This is a genomic window from uncultured Eubacterium sp. (assembly GCF_934295145.1).
Lineage (GTDB): Bacteria > Bacillota > Clostridia > Lachnospirales > Lachnospiraceae > Eubacterium_I.
Genome location: NZ_CAKRAS010000014.1, coordinates 21,327 through 44,419, shown reverse-complemented (window position 1 = coordinate 44,419; position 23,093 = coordinate 21,327). Strand labels below are relative to the sequence as shown.

Sequence of the window (23,093 nt, the reverse complement as noted above, 5' to 3'; positions counted from 1 at the left end):
GGAGAATTATTATGAATATCGCATTTATAGGTATGGCAGCCGCACTTGGTTTATCAGCAGCAGGATCTGCATTTGGTGCAGGATTTGCCGGAATGGCATCAGTAGGAGCTTGGAAAAAGTGTTACGCAAGCGGAAAAGCAGCACCGTTCATCATGATCGCATTTTCCGGTGCGCCGCTGACACAGACAATTTACGGATTCCTTCTTATGAACTTTATCAAATCCGCAGTAACTGGCGGTGCAGACGCAGGTCTGGCACTTGGTGTTGGTCTCTTCGGCGGACTTGCAATCGGTCTTTCAGGATTATTCCAGGGCAAATGCGCAGCTGCAGCTGCAGACGCTTTGGGATCAACCGGTAAAGGTACTGCAAACTACTTTATCGTAATCGGTATCGTTGAGACAGTCGCACTGTTCACACTGGTATTCAGCTTACTGCTGTTAGGCTAAAAAAGAGCATAAAATAAGCCCGGATCTTACGATCCGGGCTTTTTTAAGTTCTACGGATTACTCACCGTATTTTTCAAAACGCTCTTTTCTTGCCTCAGCGACTTCATCCTGACGCTCTTTCCATAATCTGTCAGCAACTGGTTTCCAGTTCTCTGCGTATGGAATTGTCTTTGCGATCAGGCTGTCAACCGGCTCTTCTGCCTGCATATCAGTAGAATGAGCTCCGGAAGCCTCTACCATCTTCTTGATCATCTCCGGATTCTCAAGCATCGGGCATGGACGAAGCTGGTTGTCATTGAACGGCATATTGTCATGATACTGCATGAACAGCGGCTGCTGTAAGCACTCAAGCAGGGAATGCTCTTTGATATTGATGTTGGAGTAGTGAATGAATACACACGGCTCTACATCTCCGTTCGGATTGATATGTAAGTAGTTCTTACCACCGGCGATACATCCGCCTACGAACTCAGCATCGTTCTGGAAATCCAGTGTAAAAAGTTTGATTGGGCATTTTCTGCTTCGTACGAAACGAACACGCTCAACCATGTACTCACGCTGTTCCGGTGTCAGAAGCAGATCTGTACTTGCATCTTTTCCTACCGGCATGTAATGGAAGAACCAGGAAAGAATTGCTCCTTTATCTACCAGCATCTGAAGGAATTCATCAGATGTAACTACTTTATAGTTTTTGCTTGTGTAGCAGATAGATGTACCGAATAACAGACCATGCTCTTTCATCAGATCCATAGCGTGCATAACTTTCTCAAATACACCCTGTCCACGACGGTCATCGTTTGTCTCTGCATATCCCTCTACAGACAGTGCGAAAGATAAGTTACCAAGTCTCTGTACTTCTTTGCAGAGCTCCTCATCGATCAGTGTTCCGTTTGTGAAGATATGGAATGCGCAATCGTTGTGTTTCTCAGCAAGCATCAGGATATCTTTCTTACGAACCATCGGCTCACCACCTGTTAATACGAAGAAATGAATACCAAGCTCTTTTGCTTCTGTGATGATTCTGTCAAGTTCCTCATTGCTTAACTGAAGCTGATGACCATACTCAGCTGCCCAGCATCCTGTACATTTCAGGTTACATGCACTGGTCGGATCCATCAGGATAACCCACGGTACGTTACATCCGTATTTTTCACGATTCTCTTTTACTTTCTTGAAACCTGTCAGACCAGCTTCAAAGCCCATGTTTAATACGTGCTGTTTTACAATGTTTGGATGAAGTCTGTCCATTGCATCATAGATCATCTGTGTCCATTTCTGCTCCGGATTACCAAGAACCTCATTTGCATTATCCCAGAAATACTGTGGGAAGTTTTTTCCTGCAATTTTATGTGCCAGGTTCATCAGTTTGACCAGGTTCTCTTCTTTGTTTTTGTTGATGTATTTATAAACTCCTGAAAAAGCCAGTTCAAATGACTTTCTAGCTGCAGCATGTTTTACGTCCATCTTTCAATTCCTCCTGTAAGTCTGTCCTTAGTTTGCGTCAGTTCCTTCAATCTCACTCTTGTAGTTCTTGTATCCTTTCTTTACGAATGGATGCTCTGCCCAGATCTTGTCAGCATGTTCTTTCCACTCTGCTGCATACGGCTCACATTTTCCGCAAAGATGCTCTGCGCTCTCCGGAGACTGTAAGTCTGTAGATTTTGCACCAGTCTCACGAACCATCTCCTGTAATTTCTCCGGGTTCTCAAGCATCGGACACGGACGGAGCATGTTGTCGTTGAACGGCTGGTTGTCTCTGTATGCCATGAATAATGGCTGCTGCAGACACTCAAGTAATGTGTTCTCACGGATGTTTGCTCCTGAATAATGAATGAATACACATGGCTCTGCATCTCCGTTCGCGTTGATGTGGAAGTAGTTACGTCCACCGGCGATACATCCGCCTACGAACTCACCATCGTTCTGGAAGTCCATGAGCATAATCGGTTTTCCGCCTTCGAAAGCACGAACCTCACGGATACGTTTGTAGATGTATTCACGCTGCTCCATTGTCGGCATCAACTCTACATCAGCTTCGTTTCCAACCGGCATATAATGGAAGTACCAGGAATAGCGGCATCCATGCTCGATCAGCAGATCAAAGAACTCATCAGATGTAACTGCATCCATATTTTTTCTTGTATAACATACAGATGTTCCGAAGAACAGACCATAACGTTTCATCAGATCCATTGCTCCAAGAACTTTCTGGAAGATACCCTGACCACGACGGCCATCGTTTGCTTCCTCAAATCCTTCCAGACTCAGAGAGAAGGAAAGGTTTCCTAATTTCTGAACTTCTTTACAAAACTCCTCATCGATCAGTGTTCCGTTTGTAAAGCTGTGGAATGCTACATCATGATGTTTTTTACAAAGTTTCAGGATATCTGCTTTACGTACCAGCGGTTCTCCGCCTGTAAACATGTAGAAGTAGATACCAAGCTCTTTACCCTGTGTTACGATGTCATCTAACTCTTCGTATGTAAGGTTCAGCTTGTAACCATACTCAGCAGCCCAACATCCTGTACATCTTAAGTTACATGCACTTGTCGGATCCATAAGGATCAGCCACGGAATATTGCAGTGGTGAACCTCACGCATTTTACGGATTGTTTTTGTACCATAAAAAGCAGCCTCAAAACCAAGATTTAATGCTGTCATTTTTGCCACGTTCGGATCTAACTCATCCAGCATGGTATTTACGAATTTCATCCATTTGTGATCTGGGTTCTGAACAATTTTTTTTGCCCCTTCATATGCTTCCGGTTTGAAATTATCGCCCATGAATCTCTGAGCCAGATCGATGATCTGAAGTAATCCTTTTTCTCTGTCTTTGTTCAGTCTCTTTAATGCGACATCAATTGCTGCACTGAACGCTTTTCTCTGCATAGTATGTGATAAACTTGCCACGATATGCTCTCCTTTCCTATTCCCTTTAACCAATATGATTACTGTTTGTTACTAAATATAAACATTTAAGCAATTTTGTGAAACAGACACGATTCTTTTCTATAACTATAAAAAGGTGTCTATTTTATAACAGTTGTTTCTTATACAACAACCGTGTCTTTGACAACACATGTTGCATTTTTAACTCTTGTATATTATAATCAAATTAAGTTAAATATCAACCGTCAATTTGATTTTTTCTGTCAATTATCCCACACTTCTTCTTGACTTTGTTGGATAATTAACAATTTTCAGGACGATTGACCAAAGGAGATGAAAAAAAAATGGCAACAGACCGCCGCACAAAATATACAAAATCGGTGATTCGACAGGCACTTTTTGACCTGTTGAAAGAAAAACCATTAAATAAGATCACAGTAACAGATATTTGTAAAATGGCAGACATTAACCGCAGTACCTTCTATTCTTATTATGAAGATGTATATGCTCTGCTGACGCAGATTCAGAATGAATTATTTGAAAATATTATAGTGACACTTGCAAATGACAACTGGTTTGATGATATCCTGCATCTTATTGATCAGAACCGTGATCTCTGTCAGGTGCTGATCGGACCACATGGAGATTCTTCCTTTATCAGACAGCTGATGTATCTTGGATATGACAACAGTATGCGTGTCTGGCAGAAAATTTATCCGAATGCAGATACAACGATGCTGGACTATTCCTACGCATATCTGGCAAATGGAGTGATTGGTATTCTGGAGAACTGGGTGTGCAGTAATTATAAACTTTCTATTGAGCAGGTTGGTAAACTGCTGATGGGGATTACGATGAATGGGCTGAGTTTTCTGGAAAATGGGGCGTCGGCTTACGAGGTTTAGAAGTAAATCTTGATTATGGTATTAGTTACAATTTTATATATGTGAAAAAATCAAAGAAATGATAACTATTTACATAGTAGCACACATTATACGTGCTATTCCTAATCTGCGCATGCAACATAATCCTTTTAATATGATAGCACGTACCTCTATTATATATTTTTATTCGATCACGGTTGACTCGGTTGTAACCGAACAAAATTTGACATCCTTGTAAATACTTATTATACTTATTATAGTATATTAATTTTTCGACGGGCAATTGGAGGGTAACGCATGTTCTATGGAAGAGAAACGGAACGAAAAAAACTGAATTCTATGTTTCATTCAAAGGGTCAGATGATTTCCCTGATCTATGGGCGAAGACGTATCGGAAAAAGTGAGCTGATCAAACAGGTTTTAAAAGAAGCCGACATAAAAAGTATTTACTATGAATGTAAGCAAACCACCGAACAAAATAATGTCGATAGTCTGGCCGAATTGATCGGCGAAGCATTTGATTTCCCCAAACCAGCATTTAACGATATGGAACATCTATTGCAATTTTTATTTAAAAAATCAGAACAGGAACCTCTGATCTTTGTTTTAGATGAATATCCTTACCTGCGCGAAAATGCAAAAGGACTTGACAGTGTCCTTCAATCTGTCATTGATAACTATAAAGATATTTCCAATATTAAATTTATTATTTGCGGTTCCTATGTGGACACCATGAAAGCGCTTCTGGCAAAACAAAATCCGCTGTATGGCAGAATTGATCTTACCATCAATCTGAAACCAATGGATTATTATGATTCTGCATTGTTTTATTCTGTTTTTTCCGATGAAGATAAGGTCAGACTTTACAGTGTATTTGGCGGCATTCCGTACTATAACAGATTAATTGATCCGCATAAAAGCGTCAGGGAAAATATTATCGATCTTATCGCCTCTCCAGGAGCCAGACTGGAAAATGAAGTATCTATGTACCTAAATTCAGAAATATCAAAGATTACAAATGCCAATGAAGTTTTTGAAGCACTTGCGAAAGGTTTTTCCAAATACAAAGACCTTCTCGACCAGTCAAATGTTTCAAGCGGCCCTGCTTTGGTGGATATTCTTGACAAATTAATGCGAATGGATGTTGTAGCAAAAGAAGCTCCCATCAACGATGAAAACAACAGGAAAAAATCAGGATATTTTATTTCGGATAATCTGTCCTTATTTTATTACAAATATATTTTCAGAAATATATCAAGAATGAACATTATGGATTCAGACATTTTTTATGACAAATATATTGCCAATGATTTCGAGACAAAATATGTTCCAAAAATTTTTGAAAACGTCTGCAAACAATATCTGATTCGACAAAATCGAAAAGGAATGATGGATGATATTTTTGTAAAAATCGGGAAATACTATTATGACGATCCTGTTGAACGAAAAAATGGTGAATTTGATATCGTTACCTTGGATGATAACGGATATATTTTTTATGAAGCAAAATTCAGAAAAGAGCCAATATCTGAAAGCATGGTTCAAAATGAAATCCACCAGGTTACACTGACCGGCTTGGAATGCTATAAATATGGATTTTTTTCCAGATCAGGATTTGTCTGTGAACAAGCAGAAAACCGAATACTGATTCCTTTGGAAGAATTATACCGATAACATACGTCCCCCTTTCATCTATGTACTTTACTTCATCATCATAGATAAAAAGGGGGATGATATATTTTTATTCGGTTTTGGTTAACTCGGTTGGAACCGAATTTTCATTATTTCGTACCTCGTCAAAATACATTGATTTTATCCACCACGCTGATTTCAGTTCCTGATTTATAAACCTTCAGCTCAAAAAACTTCATTTTCCTTTCTTCTTTCTTATCCTGTGAATACCATCTTCAATCATGGCACCACTGAAAGCTGCCAAAATCAAAAATGCTCCGGTACTTGCTTTTTCTATGAGCATCCAGATAATAGCAACTATCAAAAGTAAAATTCCTATTATCATAACTATATAGTTTTCCATTCCCCGCTCCCTTTTGTTAAGCCACTATATTTTTCCAATATTCCAGCAACCGCTCCACACTGTAAGCCGCATTCGCCGGACTGGTGGATGGCAGCTGCACCGCCTCAATTCCAAGCTGTTTTGCCAGATACTTATCATACAACTGTTTTGATTTTGCCCCGTTTGCATAAATCTTTGTAATCCGGCTTCTTCCTATTATATAGGCCAGATCATTTGGCACCACGTTTCGAATACTGCTGTCACTGGATCCCGCAATGTCACAGCTTGCGATCACATCCCACAGGGCAATATGATGCCGCAGCAGCATCTCTTTTTTCTCTGGAATGGTCTGCGGAACCTTTTCATTCAGAACCTGTGCCATGACTTTCCAGAAACGATTCTGCGGATGTCCGTAAAAAAACTGCATTTCTCTGGACTTCACCGACGGGAAACTACCCAGGATCAGTATTTCGGAATTTTCATCATACACCGGTGGAAATTCATGATTTTGTCGTTTTAACTCCATTATTTTTCCGCTTCTTTCTCTTCTTTTTTCGGCGGATCAATTCTCCAGCGATAGGACAATCCTGTCATATGTGCAATGTAACCAGCCAGATCATGTGTCAGCTGCTCCTTACGCACACGCCACTCCCAGTTGTGTCCCAGTGTAGACGGGAAGTTCATCCGGGCTTCTTTTCCAAGTCCCAGATAGTCCTGAATCGGAACAATACAATATTTTCCAACGCTGGACATTGCCATCCAGATCAGATTTTCACAAAGTTCCCCGTTGGACGCATGCGGACGGTTCATGTATTCCCGGATGTGATTGCGCACATGATCCTGCGCGCAGTCCAGATACTGCATCAGAGTCTCATTGTCATGAGTTCCTGGGTATACAACAGCATTCTGGGTATAATTGTGTGGCAGATATTCGTTGTCACTGCCACCACCAAAGGCAAACTGTAATACCTTCATGCCCGGATAACCGGTTTCGGCCACCAAATCACGGACAGACTGTGTCATATATCCAAGATCTTCTGCAATGATCTCGATGTTTTTCACATGTTTTTGTACTTCTTTAAAAAGTGCGATACCGGGTCCCTTTTTCCACTCGCCAATGCGGGCATTTGTCATGCCATATGGAATCGTATAATATTCATCAAATCCACGGAAATGGTCAATTCGAACCACATCATACAGCACTTCACAGTGTTTGATCCGCCGGATCCACCATGCAAAGTTCTGTTTTTTATGATATTCCCAGTCATAGATTGGATTGCCCCAGAGCTGTCCGTCTGCAGTAAATCCATCTGGCGGGCAGCCAGCTACCTCGATTGGATTCATATCTTCATCAAACTCAAATAATTCCGGACTCATCCATGCATCTGCACTGTCGAAAGCCACATAAATCGGAATATCACCAATGATCTTGATACCACGCTCATTGGCATATTTTTTCACTTTCAGCCACTGTTTTAAGAACCAGTACTGCAGATATTCATAATAACAGATTTCGTCCGCAAGCTCTTCTCTATATTTTGCCAGAACATCCGGCTCCTTCTGGATCAGTTCTTTTTCCCAGGTACTCCATGCCTGCTTATCATGCACATCCTTTAATGCCATAAACAGTGCATAATCTGGGAGCCATTCCTTCTGCTCTTCCTCAAATTTCAGAAACTCTGCGTCTTCCCGTTTTTTGCTGTTTGCATATGCTTTATGTAATAACGGATTTCTATTTTCATACTGCTTCCCATAATCCACATAGGACGGATTTGTGCCAAGCTGTGCAGACTCACATTCCTCTCTCGTTAAAAGACCTTCCTCTATCAGTTCTTCCAGAGAAATGAAATACGGATTCCCCGCAAAAGTAGAAAATGACTGATACGGAGAATCCCCGTAACTGGTCGGCCCCAGAGGCAGGATCTGCCAGAATGTCTGGCCGCTTTCCTGCAGAAAATCAATCCATTCAAAGGCACTCTTTGAAAAACATCCGATTCCATATTTTGACGGTAAACTGCTTACCGGAAGTAAAATACCACTTGCTCTCATATTAAAAAACTCCTTCTCAAAATCTGCAAAAAATATTCCCGTAAGAAGGCTTTTTGCAGCGGGATTTTTCCCGAATTATGTGTTTTATTATACCTTTTTTTGCGGTTTTTCTCAACCTAAAATAGGGTTGCCGGATAAACTCATTACTGTTCACACGCGCCATTCGCAAAGTGTCCTTTCAGGACTTCTCCGTAGCTACGCTACTACCTTTGCTCATAAAAAGGCGCTCCCTGCATCATTATGTATCCAAATATTTCCTCATGCAAGCATGATCAATATTTGAATACATATGATGAGTGAACTGTAATATAAACTCTATTAATTTTCTATGAATTCACATTTTTTCTATAGAAACGCGGAGAATATTATAGTATACTGAACTCATAAAAATCATTCGATTCACATTTTAAGGAGGTAATTCATATGGCAGAAAATACGATTGGCGGATGTACAGGTAATTGCCACAGCTGTGGTTCTTCCTGTGACACACAGACAGGCGAAAGAAAGCCTAGCTTTTTTGATAGACTGGAATCCATTTCCGAACACTTTGAAAATGTAGGTGAGGACAACGTACTGCAGATGTTAAATGACATTGTTGCAGAACTGGAAAAAGAAGACAACTGATAACTCTATAGAGCAGGTAAAAATGCCTGCTCTATTTTTCTTTTTCTCACTGACTTCCCTTGATTCTTCTTTTTCACCTCTGTTTTCTTTCGAAAGAATTAAGATTTTCTTTCACGCTTCTTCCTTGTATGTCCCTCGTATGCATGCTATATTAACTGTATTAACACGGTTAGTACGCCAAATGTCATCTGCGATGCTTTCTATTTATATAGATACTCCATCTGGCATTTAGCTGACACCGTTCGTCTATTTTTATTTAAAAGGAGACTTCTATGATACAGTTAAATTACCGCGATACGCGCCCCTTTTATCAGCAGATAAAAGATAACGTGCGGCAGCTTGTGGTCAGCGGTGCTTTGAAAAAGGATGACAAACTGCCTTCCGTACGGGAACTGGCAGCTTCGCTGGCAATCAATCCAAATACAATCCAGCGTGCCTACCGGGAACTGGAAAACGAAGGTTACATCTATACATTGTCCGGAAAAGGCACCTTTGTTGCAGAAGTGGATCAGACCAACCAGCTTCGTCAGCAGGAACTGCTGCCACAATTTGATAAGATTGTGTCTGAGCTTCTCTATCTGTCCATGCCGGCAAATGAGCTCACGAACCGCATTCTTTCTTTATCAGGAAGGAGGATTCAAGCATGATCCAGGCAGAACATATTACCAAAACATTCCATGGCTTTAAAGCGTTGGACGACATGAGTCTGCACGTTCCGAAAGGAACCATTTACGGTCTCGTTGGTCCAAATGGTGCCGGAAAATCCACTCTGATCCGTCACCTCACCGGAATTTACCGCCCAGACAGCGGCTCCATCCTCATTGACGGTCTGCCAGTATATGACAATCCGGAGGCAAAAATCAAATTCACATATATCCCGGATGACATGTTCTATTTTTTCCAGGCAAATACACTGGAAATGAAGCAGTTTTATCAGGGCATTTACAAAAAATTTGATTCCGAACTTTTTGAGCGCTTGCAGGAATTTTTCCCGAATATTGATACCAAACGTGCCATCCGCCGGCTTTCCAAAGGTATGCAAAAGCAGGTGGCATTCTGGCTCTCTATCTGCGCCATGCCTGAGCTGATGATCCTGGATGAACCGATGGATGGTCTTGATCCGGTCATGCGCCGCCAGATCTGGAGTATCATACTATCCAAGGCAAGTGAAAGCCGCACCACAATCCTGATTTCTTCCCACAATCTGCGTGAACTGGAAGACGTTTGCGACCATGTAGGCATCATGCACCAGGGCAAGATCATTGTGGAGCGCTCTCTCTCCGATCTGCAGGGAAATGTGTCTAAAATTCAGGTGGCATTTCAGGAAGGCATGCCGACGCTGCCGAAAGATTTTGAGATTTTACACATGTCCAACACCGGTCGTGTATACACATTGATCGTAAAAGGCAATCCGGAGCAGGCCAAAATGATACTGGAGCAGACACATCCAATGCTGATCGATATCCTTCCTCTTACATTGGAAGAAATTTTTATTTATGAAATGGGAGGAAAGAATTATGAAATCAAAGACATCCTGTTTTAATAAAACAATATTCTGTAAAAATATGATCCGGTTCTGGCCGGTCTGGGCGGTTTACCTTGCGTATCTGTTTTTTAACATGACCATACGGATGTTCCTGAACACCCGCAATTACATGAATTTTCAGCAATTGGACTATTCTGCCCCTTCAGCCACAAATCGGCTGACGACCATGTTGGAATGCATCAGTGGAAATCTGGAACCATATGTCATCTTTTTTGCAGCACTGGTGGCCGCCGTTACGGTTTTTTCCTACCTTTTTTCCACCCGGAGCTGTCATATGATCCATGCGCTTCCGGTAAAACGGAGTGAATTGTTTGTAACAAATTATATCAGTGGCTTTTTGTTCCTGCTGATCCCGCAGCTGATCACATTTTTGCTGAATCTGCTTGTTTGTATTTTAAATAATATTACGTCCGTGGAATATCTGTTGTACTGGCTACTTTACATGATGGGCATGAGTTTTCTGTTTTATACCCTCGCGGTATTCTGCTGTATGCTCACGGGTCACGCAGTTGCCGCCGCAACTTATTATTTTGTAGGGAATTTTCTGTACATCAGCATCAAATCCATTGCCACACTGATCATTTCCTCCATGTGCTACGGCATGGGAATCCTTGGTGATCAGGTAAGCAGTACATTGACCGAAACCAGAGATACGGTACTTTCCCCGTTTCTGTACCTGCTGGATCACGTATCCCTGACCTGGTCCATGAATGATGATTTTACCGCACTGGAAACAATCAATATGCGCGGCGGACTGCTGATTGGACTATACGTTCTCGTAGCTGTGGCATTTTTAATTCTCGCCTATGTATTTTATCAGAAACGCCAGTTAGAATGCACCGGTGATGTGGTTGCCTTTGGCTGGCTGCATCCTTGCTTCCGCTGGATGCTGGCACTTGTTGGAGGTTTCGGACTTTCCTTCCTGCTCTCCAGTCTGCTTTTTGACAATACTGCACATATGACAGCATCACTTTTTGTATTTCTGATTCCATGCACCTTTGCAAGTTTCTTTGTTTCAGAAATGCTGTTAAAAAAACGCTTCCATGTATTTTCACGGAAGCGCTGGATGGAATGGGCTGTCTGCATTGGACTCTTCCTGCTTGGAACCGGTCTGGTCAAAAGTGATGCGTTCCATATGGAACGCAAAATTCCGGAAACGGATCAGATTGCAGCCATTTATATGTACGCGGATTACGAGCATGTATACACGGATCCGGCTGATTTCGAAGTACTGGAAAAAATTCATAAAAATATTCTGAACCACAAATCGGAGTATCTGTCATACTCCTATCAGCAAAAATATACAGCCTACAATGATTCAGAAGAACGAAGTGCTGAATATGCAACTGCAACATCCTCCGGCACCACAAAATCCAGTACTTCCACCTCTGTTGTTTACAGTGAAGGGGATTATGTATCTTCCATTCAGATTACTTATTATCTGAAAAACGGCCGTAAAATTATGCGACGCTATGAAATTCCAGTAACAAATGCAACACTGAAGGATGACACAACACCGGCTTATCAGATTTCCAAACTGGAAACAGGAAATGAAGACCTACTTCGTTATCTGCTCTGCTACAATTACGAAGATGTCAGCTTCATAAATGGCACTTTAAGCCATGCGGACGAATACGAACATGATAGAAACATAAACCTGAATCAGCAGCAGACTGAGACACTGTATGAAGCACTCAAAGCAGATATCCTTGCAGGCAACTATCCGGCAGGACTTGGCATCCATGATACCGACGATAACCCGATTTACTATGACAGTTTTTACTTCTACGGACAGATTCCGGGGGATGTGGAATATTTGGCAGATATGTTACCATTCAAAGCTTCCTCCGGTACTTCCAATGATCACAAAGCAACTTCGGAAAATACGGTAAATGCTGACCCTCAGAATAATAAACCGGCAAATTATTACTCCTCCATCGAAGTATCATTTTCTTTGTCTAAGTCCTGTACGAATACGATTCAGGCAATGATTGATCTGGGATTAATTGAAAGTGCTTCGGATCTGATGTCCGCGAATGAGTTTTATAATGTGATGAGCATGAACGCGAAAGGATAACTATGGAAATGGAGAATACAATTGAAATGAATGAAACACTGATACAGAAAATGCTGACTTACTATTCCGGCGATCCTGCCCGTATCCAGCATTATACAAAAGTATATACTTATGCATCCATGATCGGACACGCAGAGCATTTATCTGATGAATTGCAGCACATTCTGGAAACTGCTGCGATTCTCCACGACATTGGCATTAAAATAGCTGAAGAAAAATATCACAGTACGGCAGGACCGTTGCAGGAAAAAGAAGGTCCTGCTGCTGCCCGCCAGATGCTGACAGAATGTGGTACTTATCCTGATGCGGTGATCGACCGTGTCTGCTATCTTATCGGACATCATCATACTTACAATAATATCAATGGGTTAGATTACCAGATTCTGATGGAGGCAGATTTTCTCGTCAATCTTTATGAGGATCATGCAGACAGACCAGCAATTCAGACTGCTATTGATCGGATTTTTAAGACAAAATCCGGTACAGAAATGGCACATGTGATGTTTGGTTTATAATTTTTTTCATTTAAGAAAAAAAGCACTGAATGCCTTTCATTGGTTTTCAGTGCTTTTCATATTTTTTCAATTATAATTTTTTCATTACTTCCGGTAACTGCTCCAGGCTCTCCACCTGTGGAACTTTAGCATCCACGGTTCCAAAACCATAAGCTGCAAATAGAAATGGAACTCCCGCTTTCTGGCACGCATTATAATCCCCCTGGGTATCTCCAAGGTAATAATATTTCTCATAATGATTACGCTCAATGAGTGCCTTCAAATTCGCGTCTTTCTGCTGCTGCGTATTGCCATAACACTCAATATCCGCCACCAGATCACCAAGATGGTAATACTCCAGAAATACTTCAATGTACCCTGACTGACAGTTGCTGACAATACCAATCTCATATCCCATGTCACGCAGGGTTTCAAATACTTTACGGATATCACCGTACAGCTTTGCACCAACGCGACTCAGATACTCATTTTCATCCTCCTCACAGGCATGAATGATCTCCATCGCCTGATCCATCTCATACTGCGGAAGAAGTTCCTTTGCGAAACAATCCATGGTTTTTCCCATAAGACCGATGAGCTGTTCTCTGCGGATGTGCATTTGGGGACAGGTTTTGTTCCAGGATTCCACAATTTCATCCACAGAATCCCATAACGTACCGTCCATATCAAAAATAACTGCTTTTTTCATAAATTATGCCTCATCGATGGCTTTACCGATATCATGACGCATATATTTATTTGCGAAATCAATCCATTCTGTTGCTGCGTAAGCGTTTGCACGTGCTTCTTTTAATGTAGCACCTTTGGCAGTAACTCCAAGAACACGACCGCCGTTTGTCACGATCTTGCCTTCCTCATTTAACTTGCTGCCTGCATGGAAACAGTAATAACCATCTTTGTTTTCAAACTTCTCAAGACCTTTGATTTCGAATCCTTTTTCATAAGAAACCGGATAACCGTCACTTGCCAGAACAACGCAGACTGCTGCGTTATCTTCAAACTGCAGATCAATCTGATCCAAGGTACCATCGATGCAGGCTTCCATCACGTCAATGACATCATTTTTCATACGTGGAAGGACAACCTGTGCCTCCGGATCACCAAATCTGGCATTATACTCCAGAACCTTTGGTCCGTCCTCTGTCAGCATCAGTCCAAAGAAAATGATACCTTTGAAAGTACGTCCCTCTGCTGCCATGGCATCAACCGTTGCCTGAAACACATATTTTTTGCAGAACTCGTCTACTTCTTTTGTATAGAACGGGCTTGGGGAGAAGGTTCCCATACCGCCTGTATTTAATCCCTGATCTCCGTCTTTTGCACGTTTGTGATCCTGTGCAGAAGACATGATCTTGATTGTTTTTCCATCTACGAAAGATAATACAGATACTTCACGGCCTGTCATAAACTCTTCAATAACCATATGGTTGCCGGCAGAACCGAATTTCTTGTCCAGCATGATTTCTTTAACGCCAGCTTCTGCCTCTTCTAAAGTATTGCAGATCAGCACACCTTTTCCAAGTGCCAGTCCGTCTGCTTTCAGAACGATCGGCATTTTTGCAGTTTTCAGATATTCCAGCGCTTTCTCTGGATCATCAAAATTCTCATATGCAGCAGTTGGAATATGATATTTCTTCATTAAATCTTTGGAAAATGCTTTGGAGCCTTCCAGAATCGCTGCTGCTTTGTTTGGTCCAAATACGCGCAGTCCCTCAGCCTCAAAAGCATCTACGACACCGCCAACCAACGGATCATCCATACCGATGATGGTCAGGTCGATCTGATTTTCTTTTGCAAATGCAACCAGTTTGTCAAATTCCATGGCACCGATCGGTACACACTCTGCAATCTGTCCGATTCCTGCATTGCCCGGTGCACAGTAAATTTTATCTACACGACTGCTTTTTGCCACACTTGTTGCGATGGCATGCTCTCTTCCGCCACTTCCTACGATCAGTACTTTCATGTCAGTTCTCCTCTACAATTGCTTTTCCGTCAACCACTTTTACTTTGCCATTTGCAATCAGATCAATCGCTTTTGGCATGATGATCCATTCTGCTTCTTCCATGACACGCTGCTGTAAAATCTTCGGTGTATCACCATTTTTTACCTCAACGGCTTTCTGCAAAATGATCGGACCGGTATCGGTTCCTTCATCTACAAAATGACAGGTTGCTCCCGTTACTTTCACGCCACGTTTTAACACGCCTTCATGCACTTTCAGACCATAATATCCAGTTCCGCAGAAAGACGGAATCAATGATGGATGAATGTTGATGATGCGGTTTCTGTATTTTCGGATCATCATCTCTGGGATGACTACTAAAAATCCTGCCAGAACGATCAGATCTACCTGCGCCTCATCCAGTGCAGCCAGCAGTGCCTCGTGAAACTGAGCTCTGTCCGCATAATCTTTCGGAGAAATGCAGCAGTTTGGAATGCCTGCCTTTGCGGCACGCTCCAGTGCATAGGCATTTTTATTATTGCTGATAACCATTGCGATCTCGGTATTTGTGATTTTTCCATCTGCGATGGCATCAATGATGGCCTGCAGATTTGTACCACCGCCGGATACCAGCACTGCAATTCTTAGCATAAATCTACTCCTTTTTCACCATCGATGATCTTTCCTACAACGTATGGTGTATCGCCTGCCTGTTTGATTGCTTCCATGGTCTTGTCAACATCTGCCGGATCAACCGCAACGATCATGCCAAGTCCCATGTTAAATGTGTTGTACATCATTTCTTCGGAAATGTCACCTTCTTTTGCAAGCATTGCAAAAATTGGTGGTACCGGGTAGCTGTCTTTCTCTACTACTGCACGTTTACCATCGATAAGCATACGCGGAATATTCTCATAGAATCCACCACCAGTGATATGGCTGCATGCTTTTACTGTCACGCCAGCTTCACGGATGGATTTTAATGCGTTTACATAAATTCTTGTCGGAGCTAATAACATCTCGCCAAGTGTTTTTCCAAGTTCTTCATGATAGGTATTCAGAGTTTCCTCATCCATCTGGAATACTTTACGAACCAGAGAAAATCCATTGGAATGTACACCGCTGGAAGCCATACCGATCAGCACATCGCCGTCTTTTAACTCGCTTCCTGTAATCATATCTTTGCGGTCAACCACACCAACTGCAAAACCTGCCAGATCGTACTCATCTTCAGGCATCAGACCCGGATGTTCTGCTGTCTCACCACCGATCAGTGCTGCGCCGGACTGCTTACATCCTTCTGCAACACCTTTTACGATATCAGCGATCTTCTCCGGATAGTTTTTGCCACAGGCAATATAGTCCAGGAAAAACAGCGGTTCGCCACCTGCACATGCAATATCGTTTACGCACATTGCAACTGCATCGATTCCGATTGTGTCATGTTTATCCATTAAAAATGCAAGTTTTACTTTTGTACCGCATCCGTCTGTACCGGATAACAGTACCGGGTCTTCCATTTCTTTGATCTTATTTAAAGAAAATGCTCCGGAAAATCCGCCAAGTCCGCCAAGTACTTCTGCACGCATGGTTTCCTTTACATGTTTTTTCATCAATTCTACTGATTTGTAACCAGCTTCAATATCTACACCTGCTTTTTTGTAATCCATTCTGAATTCCTCCGTTATGTATGAGATTTGATTATTTCGCGTAATTTTTATATCCGGTTTCCTGTAATTTTTCGTCTTTTTCCACCACCTGGGATTTCAACTCCTCTGTGTAAGCTTTCAGTTTCTCTAAAAGTTCAGGATCTGATGTAGCCAGAATCTTTGCTGCCAGAATACCTGCATTTGCACCACCGTTGATTGCTACTGTTGCAACCGGGATTCCGCTTGGCATCTGTACGATGGAATACAAAGAATCTACGCCGCCCAGATCAGATGTCTTCATCGGGATTCCGATTACCGGCATCGGAAAGATTGCCGCACACATACCCGGCAGATGAGCTGCTTTACCTGCTCCGGCAATAATTACTTTGAAGCCTTTCTCCTCTGCGGATTTTGCATAGTCAAAAAACACATCCGGCTCACGATGTGCGGAGATGATACGCATCTCATAATCGATACCGAATTTATCCAAAATTTCTGCTGCCTTTGCCATGATCGGCATATCTGAATCACTGCCCATTACAATTCCTACTTTAGCCATTTGTATGTGCTCCTTTCATCCCTTATGTAAATGTTTATAACGCCACCAGAGCAAAATCTCATCTGCTCTGATGGCTTAGTACTCTGTTTACATCTTACCTTGAATCATGCAAATTTGCCAATTATATATTGTTATATTTTTTATAAGAGCAGCTAATATATGTCACTTGTTTCATTTGTTTTTCTAATGATACAATTATATATTCATCAGTACTACAAAAAACTCTATACATACCGCTCTTATTTTTTAACATTCTTATTTTAATAACGGCTCGTTGAGTTCTTCTGCACCTTCCACCCGGAACAGACCATCACGGATAATATCAGCAGTGCTGCCATCCGGACGGATAACTGTAATTGCACCAAGTTCATCATACGGAATGGTAATATCGGTATGGCAGTTAAAATATGCCTTTGACATATCCTCCTTACGAAGCAGGCTCTTCTCATTATCACGGGCAATAATCTCCTTGCCGTTTGGGTTATAAACAGCAGTGTCCTCCGCGTGGGAATAACACGTATCGCCCACTGCAAAATGCGGACCAGTCTTTTCTGCGATCAGGATCGGCAATTTTGCTCCGATCTGATATTCTTTCGCCATACGATATGCGGTTGTATTTGTTCCGATCGCAAACTCGCCCATCGGCAATGTCTCATGACGCATTAAAATATTGTCACGGATATAAGCCTTGTTCTGTGCCTCATCTGCAAAGTTGCCGCAGTTATAGCTCTCAATCATACCGTCTTTGAACACAATTTCCAGATCAAGATACTGCAGACCATTCAAAAATACTTCTGATACATGCAGGGTTCCATTGGTTCCTGCCAGAACCGGAGAAGTAAATACTTCGCCAACCGGAATATTGACATCTGCCACACAGTTTTCAAAAATAGTCTGTTTGTCCGGATCTGTCAGTGGATGAAGTGCGACTGTCAGATCTGTACGGTTGCCGCCACGGCCGGTAATGCGTACCTTTGTACCGCTGTCCAGAACGTCAATGATGCACTGCTGCATCTTCTGATATTTTTCGTAATCCAATGTATTGATGATAACTGTCTCTGCAAAAATTTCCTTAAACTGATCGCCAATCTCCGGAATCGGATACGCAATGATGGTGAAACTGCGTTCCTCACCTTTGATATACTCATTTGTGATCTGGCCGGACATAGAAGCATTATAAACAACCAGTTCCTGCTGGCGGTCATGATAGTGGATCGCTGCCTCTTTTTTCTCCGGTGAAAACGGTTCTTCACCAAACACTTCCAGAACGGCCGGTCCACCGTGCTCTGCGGCCTGAATCTTATGCTGCTCAAATACAGTACGCAGTACTTCCAGACGACGCTCCACAAAGGCTTTATCAAAATAGAATGCTTTGTCTTCTTTGTGATCAAAATCATACTGACGGTTTACACTGGTCGCATAAGCACCACGTTTGGAACCACCACGGTTATTGAAGGAAGAGGACGGCTCTCTGCTGATGGTCGGCTGCAGTCCAATTTTCTCAAAATTCTGGATGGCTGCACGGATCATGCGCTCAAATCCAACCTGATAATGAATCTGAACCGTCTTTTTCTTTTTGATGTCCTTACCCGTAATCTCAAATCCAATGCGGTATCCTTCGGTATAAGTATCCGCCATGGACTGGATTTCTTCCTCGGAGAGTTCATTTAAAAATGCTGCAATGCCAAGTTCATTTTCTCCAATATAGAATCCATACTGATACAGATAGTTGAGATCAGACAGATCTGCTTTCATAATGATATTTTTGTACAGACTGTCCACCGGATCGATCATTTCCCGAATCTGATTTTCCACAAACACCTCACTGTAATCATGGAAATACCAGTAAATCGTCTGTTTTGCTTCCTGCAGATCTTCCTCCTCAAAGCAATTATAAACCTGTACAAACAGCTCCAGCAGTAAAGTCAGTTCTGCCATTTTTCCTTCAAACGCATATGTGATCGCCACATCCAGCTCTGCACGAAGAAAACTTAACAACTCGCCTTCTTTTTCACCAAAAATTGCCACTGCATACGCCGGATTTGCATAACTTTCTTCATAAAATTCAGGAAGCATGTGATGATATAACTGCTCCTGATCTGCCTTGCAGGTCTCCAGACTACGCTGCTGCAAAGTTCCATCTTTTGCCATCCGGCACAGTTCCATCGTCTTTTTCAGATAAGCTGCTGCCTCTGAAAAATATCCCTTGTAAAGTTCCGGCACCAAAGCCTCTTTACTGATTTCCTCCACACGCTCTGCCACCAGCTCATATCGTTCTTCGATTGTCTCGTCTAAAAAATCATTCCAAACGCTGTCACCCATATTATTTAATCTCCTACCGATTCTTCATTTTTCTCATTTTTTTTATTTGTTTCTATAAAAATGATGTTGGAATCAAAATTCTACATCAAACCGTATATGTACATGCCGCCAAGTCCAACGGTCAGCACTGCACCAAACGCAATACCAAGTCGCGGTGGCAGTGGTCTGATCTTCGGCTCCTTCACTGCAAAAATACCGCAGATCAGTGCGCCAAGTGCCAGGATCAGTCCAACTAATCCCAAGCCTCCTATTTTATATCCACCTTCACCGGACGCCAGAAATGACTGGATCACTGCAGTACAAAATACCGCCAGCGCTGCCATTGCTGTACAAAAAGACAAAATCCCGGTAGGGGAATGTTTTAAATCCCTCATCCGGGTCTTTCGTGTCCGGCGAAAATACTTTCTTCTGTTGCTTGCCATACGTTGCCTCCTTATATATTTGCACGATCTGTTTACACCCATGTAAAATTCAACAGTGATCTTTCACTATTTTTTACAGGTGCAGATTGAAACAGTATTTTTTACGTCTCCCTACTTAATAAAAATGGGGATTTCAACTCAATTTGAGCTAAATTTTACTCTTTCAATCTTCTGGCATCGGCATCCCGGTCCCGTTTGCGCTGCAACAGCGCATAGACCAGATACCCCAACATTCCACCGATTGTATTCAGGAAAATATCGTCCACATCAAAACAGCCGGTTTTTGTTACAAGCTGAATACATTCCACGCTCAGACTCAATTCAAAACCCAGCAGTGCTGTGAACCAGAATTTCCGTTTTTTTCTGCCCAGGATTGGGACCAGAAAACCAAATGGCATAAAAATAGCAATATTTCCAAACAAATTAGAAATCACTGCCATCGATCCCAGAAGATCCGCATACACGATAAATCTTCGTATCTCCCTGAACGGAATCACATTATAATGATAACTGCGCTCAATTCCGACACGGTCCAGCATATCCGCAAAAAACAGGAAATACACCAGACCGGCGATATACAGCGCAAATAATACTCTGCATAATAATCGAATTTGTTTTTTATGATTGTTTATAAACATTGCCGCAATGCTTATTTTGCACCATACTGCTCATAATATGCGTCAATGGCGGCTTTTAATGTGTCATCGATGACCACTTTGCCATTGCACTCACGGTTGTACAGATGCTCTACTACCTCTGCCATGGTTACGATGGCATTTGTCTCAAAACCGTACAGATCTTTTACTTCCTCAAGGGCACATTTTTCGCCGCCTTTTCCAACTTCCATACGATCCAGAGAAACCATCAGACCAACGATCTCTACGTTTGCAGCTTCGCGTACTTTCGGAACAGTTTCTTCCATAGATTTTCCGGAAGTGGTAACATCCTCGATCATAACGACACGGTCACCGTCTTTTAAAGTACTTCCAAGGAATTTTCCTTTATCTGCACCGTGATCTTTTGTTTCTTTACGATCTGAGCAGTAACGAACCTCTTTTCCGTATAACTCGCTGTATGCGATGGCTGTTACAACGCTGATCGGGATTCCTTTGTAAGCCGGTCCGAATAACACATCGAAATCATCCCCGTATTTATCATGAATTGCTTTTGCATAATACTCACCAAGTCTCTTTAACTGAGAACCTGTCACATAAGCGCCTGCATTCATAAAAAATGGAGATTTTCTGCCGCTTTTCAAGGTAAACTCTCCAAATTTTAAAACATCACTTTCTACCATAAACTCGATAAACTCCTGTTTGTAAGCTTCCATTCTACTGTCTCCTCCTTATTTTAAGCCATTTCTGGGATTTTTCTTTTTCTGATCTGTATTTTAACTAAAAAACAGTTTTGCACAGATATAAATAAGTATACTATGTGCGTATTTTTTTTTCAACTGACAAGGCAGAAATTTATCGGGCATTTTTCTCTCTGTTTGTATGTATTTTTTGCATACCTTTTATCACCTCTGCAAAAGCCCGCATCATTTTAGCCGTCAGTCCCCAGATGACATGTCCTTCATACTGATAAAAGCAGACTTCTTCCTTTCGACTGCGCCACTGATAATCCCGGCCGCCACAGATCAGTTCATAAGGAAAATCCTCACCGGGTTCCACCCTTGCCCGGGCGACATAGCATTTTGGCTCCGTATGTAAAAAGAACTCCAACGGAACCCGAAACACCTCATCCACCTCTGCCGGGCTAAACGTATTCTGATAGTCTGTTACTTCCGCAGCAAAAGAATACATGATCAGACTGCTTCCGGTATACAGTTTATCCATATCACCAAGGTAACAAATTTGCTCCTTGTTCAATAATAATTCTTCCTGCAATTCCCGCAACGCCGCTTCCCGCGGTGTCTCTCCTTCTTCCACCATACCACCGGGCAGACAGACGTCCCCCGGCTGGTGTGCAATAGTGGCCGCACGCACTTCAAACAGCACATCATATCCGCCAGCTGCATTTTTCAGCAATGGAATACAGACGGCTGCCTGATGGCACTGATCCATGCCGATAAAAGTCGGTTCATGCTGTGCCAATGTCTCTTTTAAATTTTTCATATTATTTTTACCTATTCTTTTAGATTACATTTTCAGCATAAAAGCACCGCTCTAAATAGTCAAGGACTGAATAGCAAAATGCCATTCAGTCCTCACTCATTTCATCTTTTTAAAACATCTGTTGTGCTTTAAGGATTTCAGCAATTACCATATCCCGGTATTTTATCACATCTTCCGGTGTACGTCCCTGTCTGTCAGTTCGAGCTGCCATTGCTTCATCAATCCCATCTGCCAACGCAAGATACTCTGCCGATGCCTGCTCCTTTCCACTGTATTTCTTTTCATATTCCCGAAAGCCGCCCTGCACGCCAAGAGACATCGTCAACAACTGCCCTGTTACCGCCATACGCAATCCCGGTCCATACATAATCGCTTTATCCACATCATCTACAGAACAAATACCATTTTCTACAATTTCTTTCGCCGCTGCCATAACCCCCCATGATATTTTATTTGCAATAAAACCTTTTACTTCTTTTTTGCACACAATGGGTACTTTTCGCATAGATCGATATACCGATACCGCCATATCTATCGTTTTTTGATCAGTCTGTGCTCCACCACATACTTCCATCAATGGAAGCAGATAAGAAGGATTATATGGATGACCCACCAGAATTTTTTCCGGATACAATGCACCTTCCTGTAATTCTGTAGGGAACTTTGCAGAAGTTGCACTTGCAATCACCGTATTTTTTCCATTCACTTCCTGAATCACCCGATAAGTCTCTCTTTTTAAATCCACTCTTTCCGGTACACACTCCTGAACAAAATCAACACCGTTTACTGCCTCCCGCAAATCATTCGTAATCACAATATCCTTCATTAACAACTCTGCCTGATCTCTTTCCACAGCCCCGAGACGTACCATAATATCCATGATATCCATAATATTTTTCTGTACATTTTCTACTGAAATCACATCATACAGAGACACTTTATTACCTGCAAGTATCGCATTTACGGCCAGACCACTGCCAATAATGCCAGTACCTGCAAATGCTATTTTATATGTTTTCATGTTTCCTCCAAAT

General features: G+C 42.0%; 24 protein-coding genes. 8 read left to right on the top strand and 16 right to left on the bottom strand.

The window, feature by feature from the left end; genetic code table 11:
• Window positions 1–11: 11 nt before the first annotated feature.
• A complete protein-coding gene (locus Q0I54_RS04445) occupies window positions 12–446 on the top strand; it encodes a V-type ATP synthase subunit K (protein WP_294901189.1) in 435 nt (144 codons plus the stop codon).
• Between the two features lie 57 nt (window positions 447–503).
• On the opposite strand, the gene Q0I54_RS04440 is transcribed toward Q0I54_RS04445, so the two are convergent.
• Together Q0I54_RS04440 and Q0I54_RS04435 are read right to left on the bottom strand one after the other, a co-directional pair.
• Complete coding sequence (locus Q0I54_RS04440) at window positions 504–1,910, bottom strand: radical SAM protein (RefSeq protein WP_296116777.1); 1,407 nt, start codon at window positions 1,908–1,910, stop codon at window positions 504–506.
• Between the two features lie 27 nt (window positions 1,911–1,937).
• Window positions 1,938–3,335 carry a radical SAM protein gene (locus Q0I54_RS04435; RefSeq protein ID WP_367270779.1) on the bottom strand — a complete coding sequence of 466 codons (1,398 nt, stop codon included), beginning with the start codon at window positions 3,333–3,335 and terminating at the stop codon, window positions 1,938–1,940.
• A 344-nt stretch (window positions 3,336–3,679) separates the two neighbouring features.
• Between Q0I54_RS04435 and Q0I54_RS04430 the strand changes: the two genes are divergently transcribed.
• The gene (locus Q0I54_RS04430) at window positions 3,680–4,240 is read left to right on the top strand and encodes a TetR/AcrR family transcriptional regulator (protein ID WP_296116773.1); all 561 of its coding nucleotides are present in this window, start codon (window positions 3,680–3,682) and stop codon (window positions 4,238–4,240) included.
• A gap of 276 nt (window positions 4,241–4,516) precedes the next feature.
• On the top strand, window positions 4,517–5,893 hold the full coding sequence (locus Q0I54_RS04425; RefSeq protein WP_296116770.1) for an ATP-binding protein: 1,377 nt from the start codon (window positions 4,517–4,519) through the stop codon (window positions 5,891–5,893).
• A 193-nt stretch (window positions 5,894–6,086) separates the two neighbouring features.
• Here the strand turns inward: Q0I54_RS04425 and Q0I54_RS04420 are convergent, their stop codons facing one another.
• Genes Q0I54_RS04420 through malQ form a run of 3 tightly spaced genes read right to left on the bottom strand, consistent with a single transcriptional unit; the run spans window position 6,087 to window position 8,282 of the window.
• Window positions 6,087–6,254: a hypothetical protein gene (locus Q0I54_RS04420; protein ID WP_296116767.1), complete on the bottom strand. Its 168-nt coding sequence runs from the start codon at window positions 6,252–6,254 to the stop codon at window positions 6,087–6,089.
• 16 nt (window positions 6,255–6,270) lie between these two features.
• Window positions 6,271–6,759: a DNA-deoxyinosine glycosylase gene (locus tag Q0I54_RS04415; protein WP_296116765.1), complete on the bottom strand. Its 489-nt coding sequence runs from the start codon at window positions 6,757–6,759 to the stop codon at window positions 6,271–6,273.
• Window positions 6,759–8,282 carry a 4-alpha-glucanotransferase gene (malQ, locus tag Q0I54_RS04410; RefSeq protein ID WP_296116764.1) on the bottom strand — a complete coding sequence of 508 codons (1,524 nt, stop codon included), beginning with the start codon at window positions 8,280–8,282 and terminating at the stop codon, window positions 6,759–6,761. The genes Q0I54_RS04415 and malQ overlap by 1 nt, the downstream gene beginning before the upstream one ends.
• A gap of 423 nt (window positions 8,283–8,705) precedes the next feature.
• On the opposite strand from malQ, the gene Q0I54_RS04405 reads away from it, so the two are divergent.
• From Q0I54_RS04405 to Q0I54_RS04385, 5 genes are all read left to right on the top strand, one after another.
• A complete protein-coding gene (locus Q0I54_RS04405) occupies window positions 8,706–8,906 on the top strand; it encodes a hypothetical protein (RefSeq protein WP_296116762.1) in 201 nt (66 codons plus the stop codon).
• A gap of 272 nt (window positions 8,907–9,178) precedes the next feature.
• Entirely contained in the window at window positions 9,179–9,553 is a 375-nt protein-coding gene (locus Q0I54_RS04400; protein ID WP_296116760.1) for a GntR family transcriptional regulator, read from the top strand.
• A complete protein-coding gene (locus tag Q0I54_RS04395) occupies window positions 9,550–10,449 on the top strand; it encodes an ABC transporter ATP-binding protein (protein WP_296116759.1) in 900 nt (299 codons plus the stop codon). Before Q0I54_RS04400 ends, Q0I54_RS04395 begins: the two co-directional genes overlap by 4 nt.
• Complete coding sequence (locus tag Q0I54_RS04390; protein WP_296116757.1) at window positions 10,424–12,529, top strand: ABC transporter permease; 2,106 nt, start codon at window positions 10,424–10,426, stop codon at window positions 12,527–12,529. Before Q0I54_RS04395 ends, Q0I54_RS04390 begins: the two co-directional genes overlap by 26 nt.
• 2 nt (window positions 12,530–12,531) lie before the next feature.
• Window positions 12,532–13,044: an HD domain-containing protein gene (locus Q0I54_RS04385; protein ID WP_296116755.1), complete on the top strand. Its 513-nt coding sequence runs from the start codon at window positions 12,532–12,534 to the stop codon at window positions 13,042–13,044.
• 70 nt (window positions 13,045–13,114) lie between these two features.
• Here Q0I54_RS04385 and Q0I54_RS04380 read toward each other — a convergent pair whose 3' ends face one another.
• From Q0I54_RS04380 to Q0I54_RS04330, 11 genes are all read right to left on the bottom strand, one after another.
• Entirely contained in the window at window positions 13,115–13,732 is a 618-nt protein-coding gene (locus Q0I54_RS04380; RefSeq protein ID WP_296116754.1) for an HAD family hydrolase, read from the bottom strand.
• A 3-nt stretch (window positions 13,733–13,735) separates the two neighbouring features.
• Window positions 13,736–15,010 carry a phosphoribosylamine--glycine ligase gene (gene purD, locus Q0I54_RS04375; RefSeq protein WP_296116753.1) on the bottom strand — a complete coding sequence of 425 codons (1,275 nt, stop codon included), beginning with the start codon at window positions 15,008–15,010 and terminating at the stop codon, window positions 13,736–13,738.
• A 1-nt stretch (window position 15,011) separates the two neighbouring features.
• On the bottom strand, window positions 15,012–15,641 hold the full coding sequence (gene purN, locus Q0I54_RS04370) for a phosphoribosylglycinamide formyltransferase (protein WP_296116752.1): 630 nt from the start codon (window positions 15,639–15,641) through the stop codon (window positions 15,012–15,014).
• A complete protein-coding gene (purM, locus tag Q0I54_RS04365) occupies window positions 15,635–16,660 on the bottom strand; it encodes a phosphoribosylformylglycinamidine cyclo-ligase (protein WP_296116751.1) in 1,026 nt (341 codons plus the stop codon). Before purM ends, purN begins: the two co-directional genes overlap by 7 nt.
• A 31-nt stretch (window positions 16,661–16,691) precedes the next feature.
• Complete coding sequence (gene purE / locus Q0I54_RS04360) at window positions 16,692–17,198, bottom strand: 5-(carboxyamino)imidazole ribonucleotide mutase (RefSeq protein WP_109216730.1); 507 nt, start codon at window positions 17,196–17,198, stop codon at window positions 16,692–16,694.
• A gap of 255 nt (window positions 17,199–17,453) precedes the next feature.
• A complete protein-coding gene (locus Q0I54_RS04355) occupies window positions 17,454–19,520 on the bottom strand; it encodes an aminopeptidase (RefSeq protein ID WP_296116749.1) in 2,067 nt (688 codons plus the stop codon).
• A gap of 80 nt (window positions 19,521–19,600) precedes the next feature.
• Entirely contained in the window at window positions 19,601–19,942 is a 342-nt protein-coding gene (locus tag Q0I54_RS04350; protein WP_296116748.1) for a DUF6142 family protein, read from the bottom strand.
• 155 nt (window positions 19,943–20,097) lie between these two features.
• The gene (locus tag Q0I54_RS04345) at window positions 20,098–20,580 is read right to left on the bottom strand and encodes a VanZ family protein (protein ID WP_296116746.1); all 483 of its coding nucleotides are present in this window, start codon (window positions 20,578–20,580) and stop codon (window positions 20,098–20,100) included.
• An 11-nt stretch (window positions 20,581–20,591) separates the two neighbouring features.
• On the bottom strand, window positions 20,592–21,272 hold the full coding sequence (gene pyrE / locus Q0I54_RS04340) for an orotate phosphoribosyltransferase (RefSeq protein ID WP_296116744.1): 681 nt from the start codon (window positions 21,270–21,272) through the stop codon (window positions 20,592–20,594).
• Window positions 21,273–21,411: 139 nt separating this feature from the next.
• Window positions 21,412–22,059, bottom strand: a complete 648-nt coding sequence (locus Q0I54_RS04335; RefSeq protein WP_296116742.1) for a CoA pyrophosphatase — start codon at window positions 22,057–22,059, stop codon at window positions 21,412–21,414.
• A 109-nt stretch (window positions 22,060–22,168) separates the two neighbouring features.
• Entirely contained in the window at window positions 22,169–23,080 is a 912-nt protein-coding gene (locus Q0I54_RS04330; protein ID WP_296116740.1) for a 3-hydroxyacyl-CoA dehydrogenase NAD-binding domain-containing protein, read from the bottom strand.
• Between the last annotated feature and the right edge of the window lie 13 nt (window positions 23,081–23,093).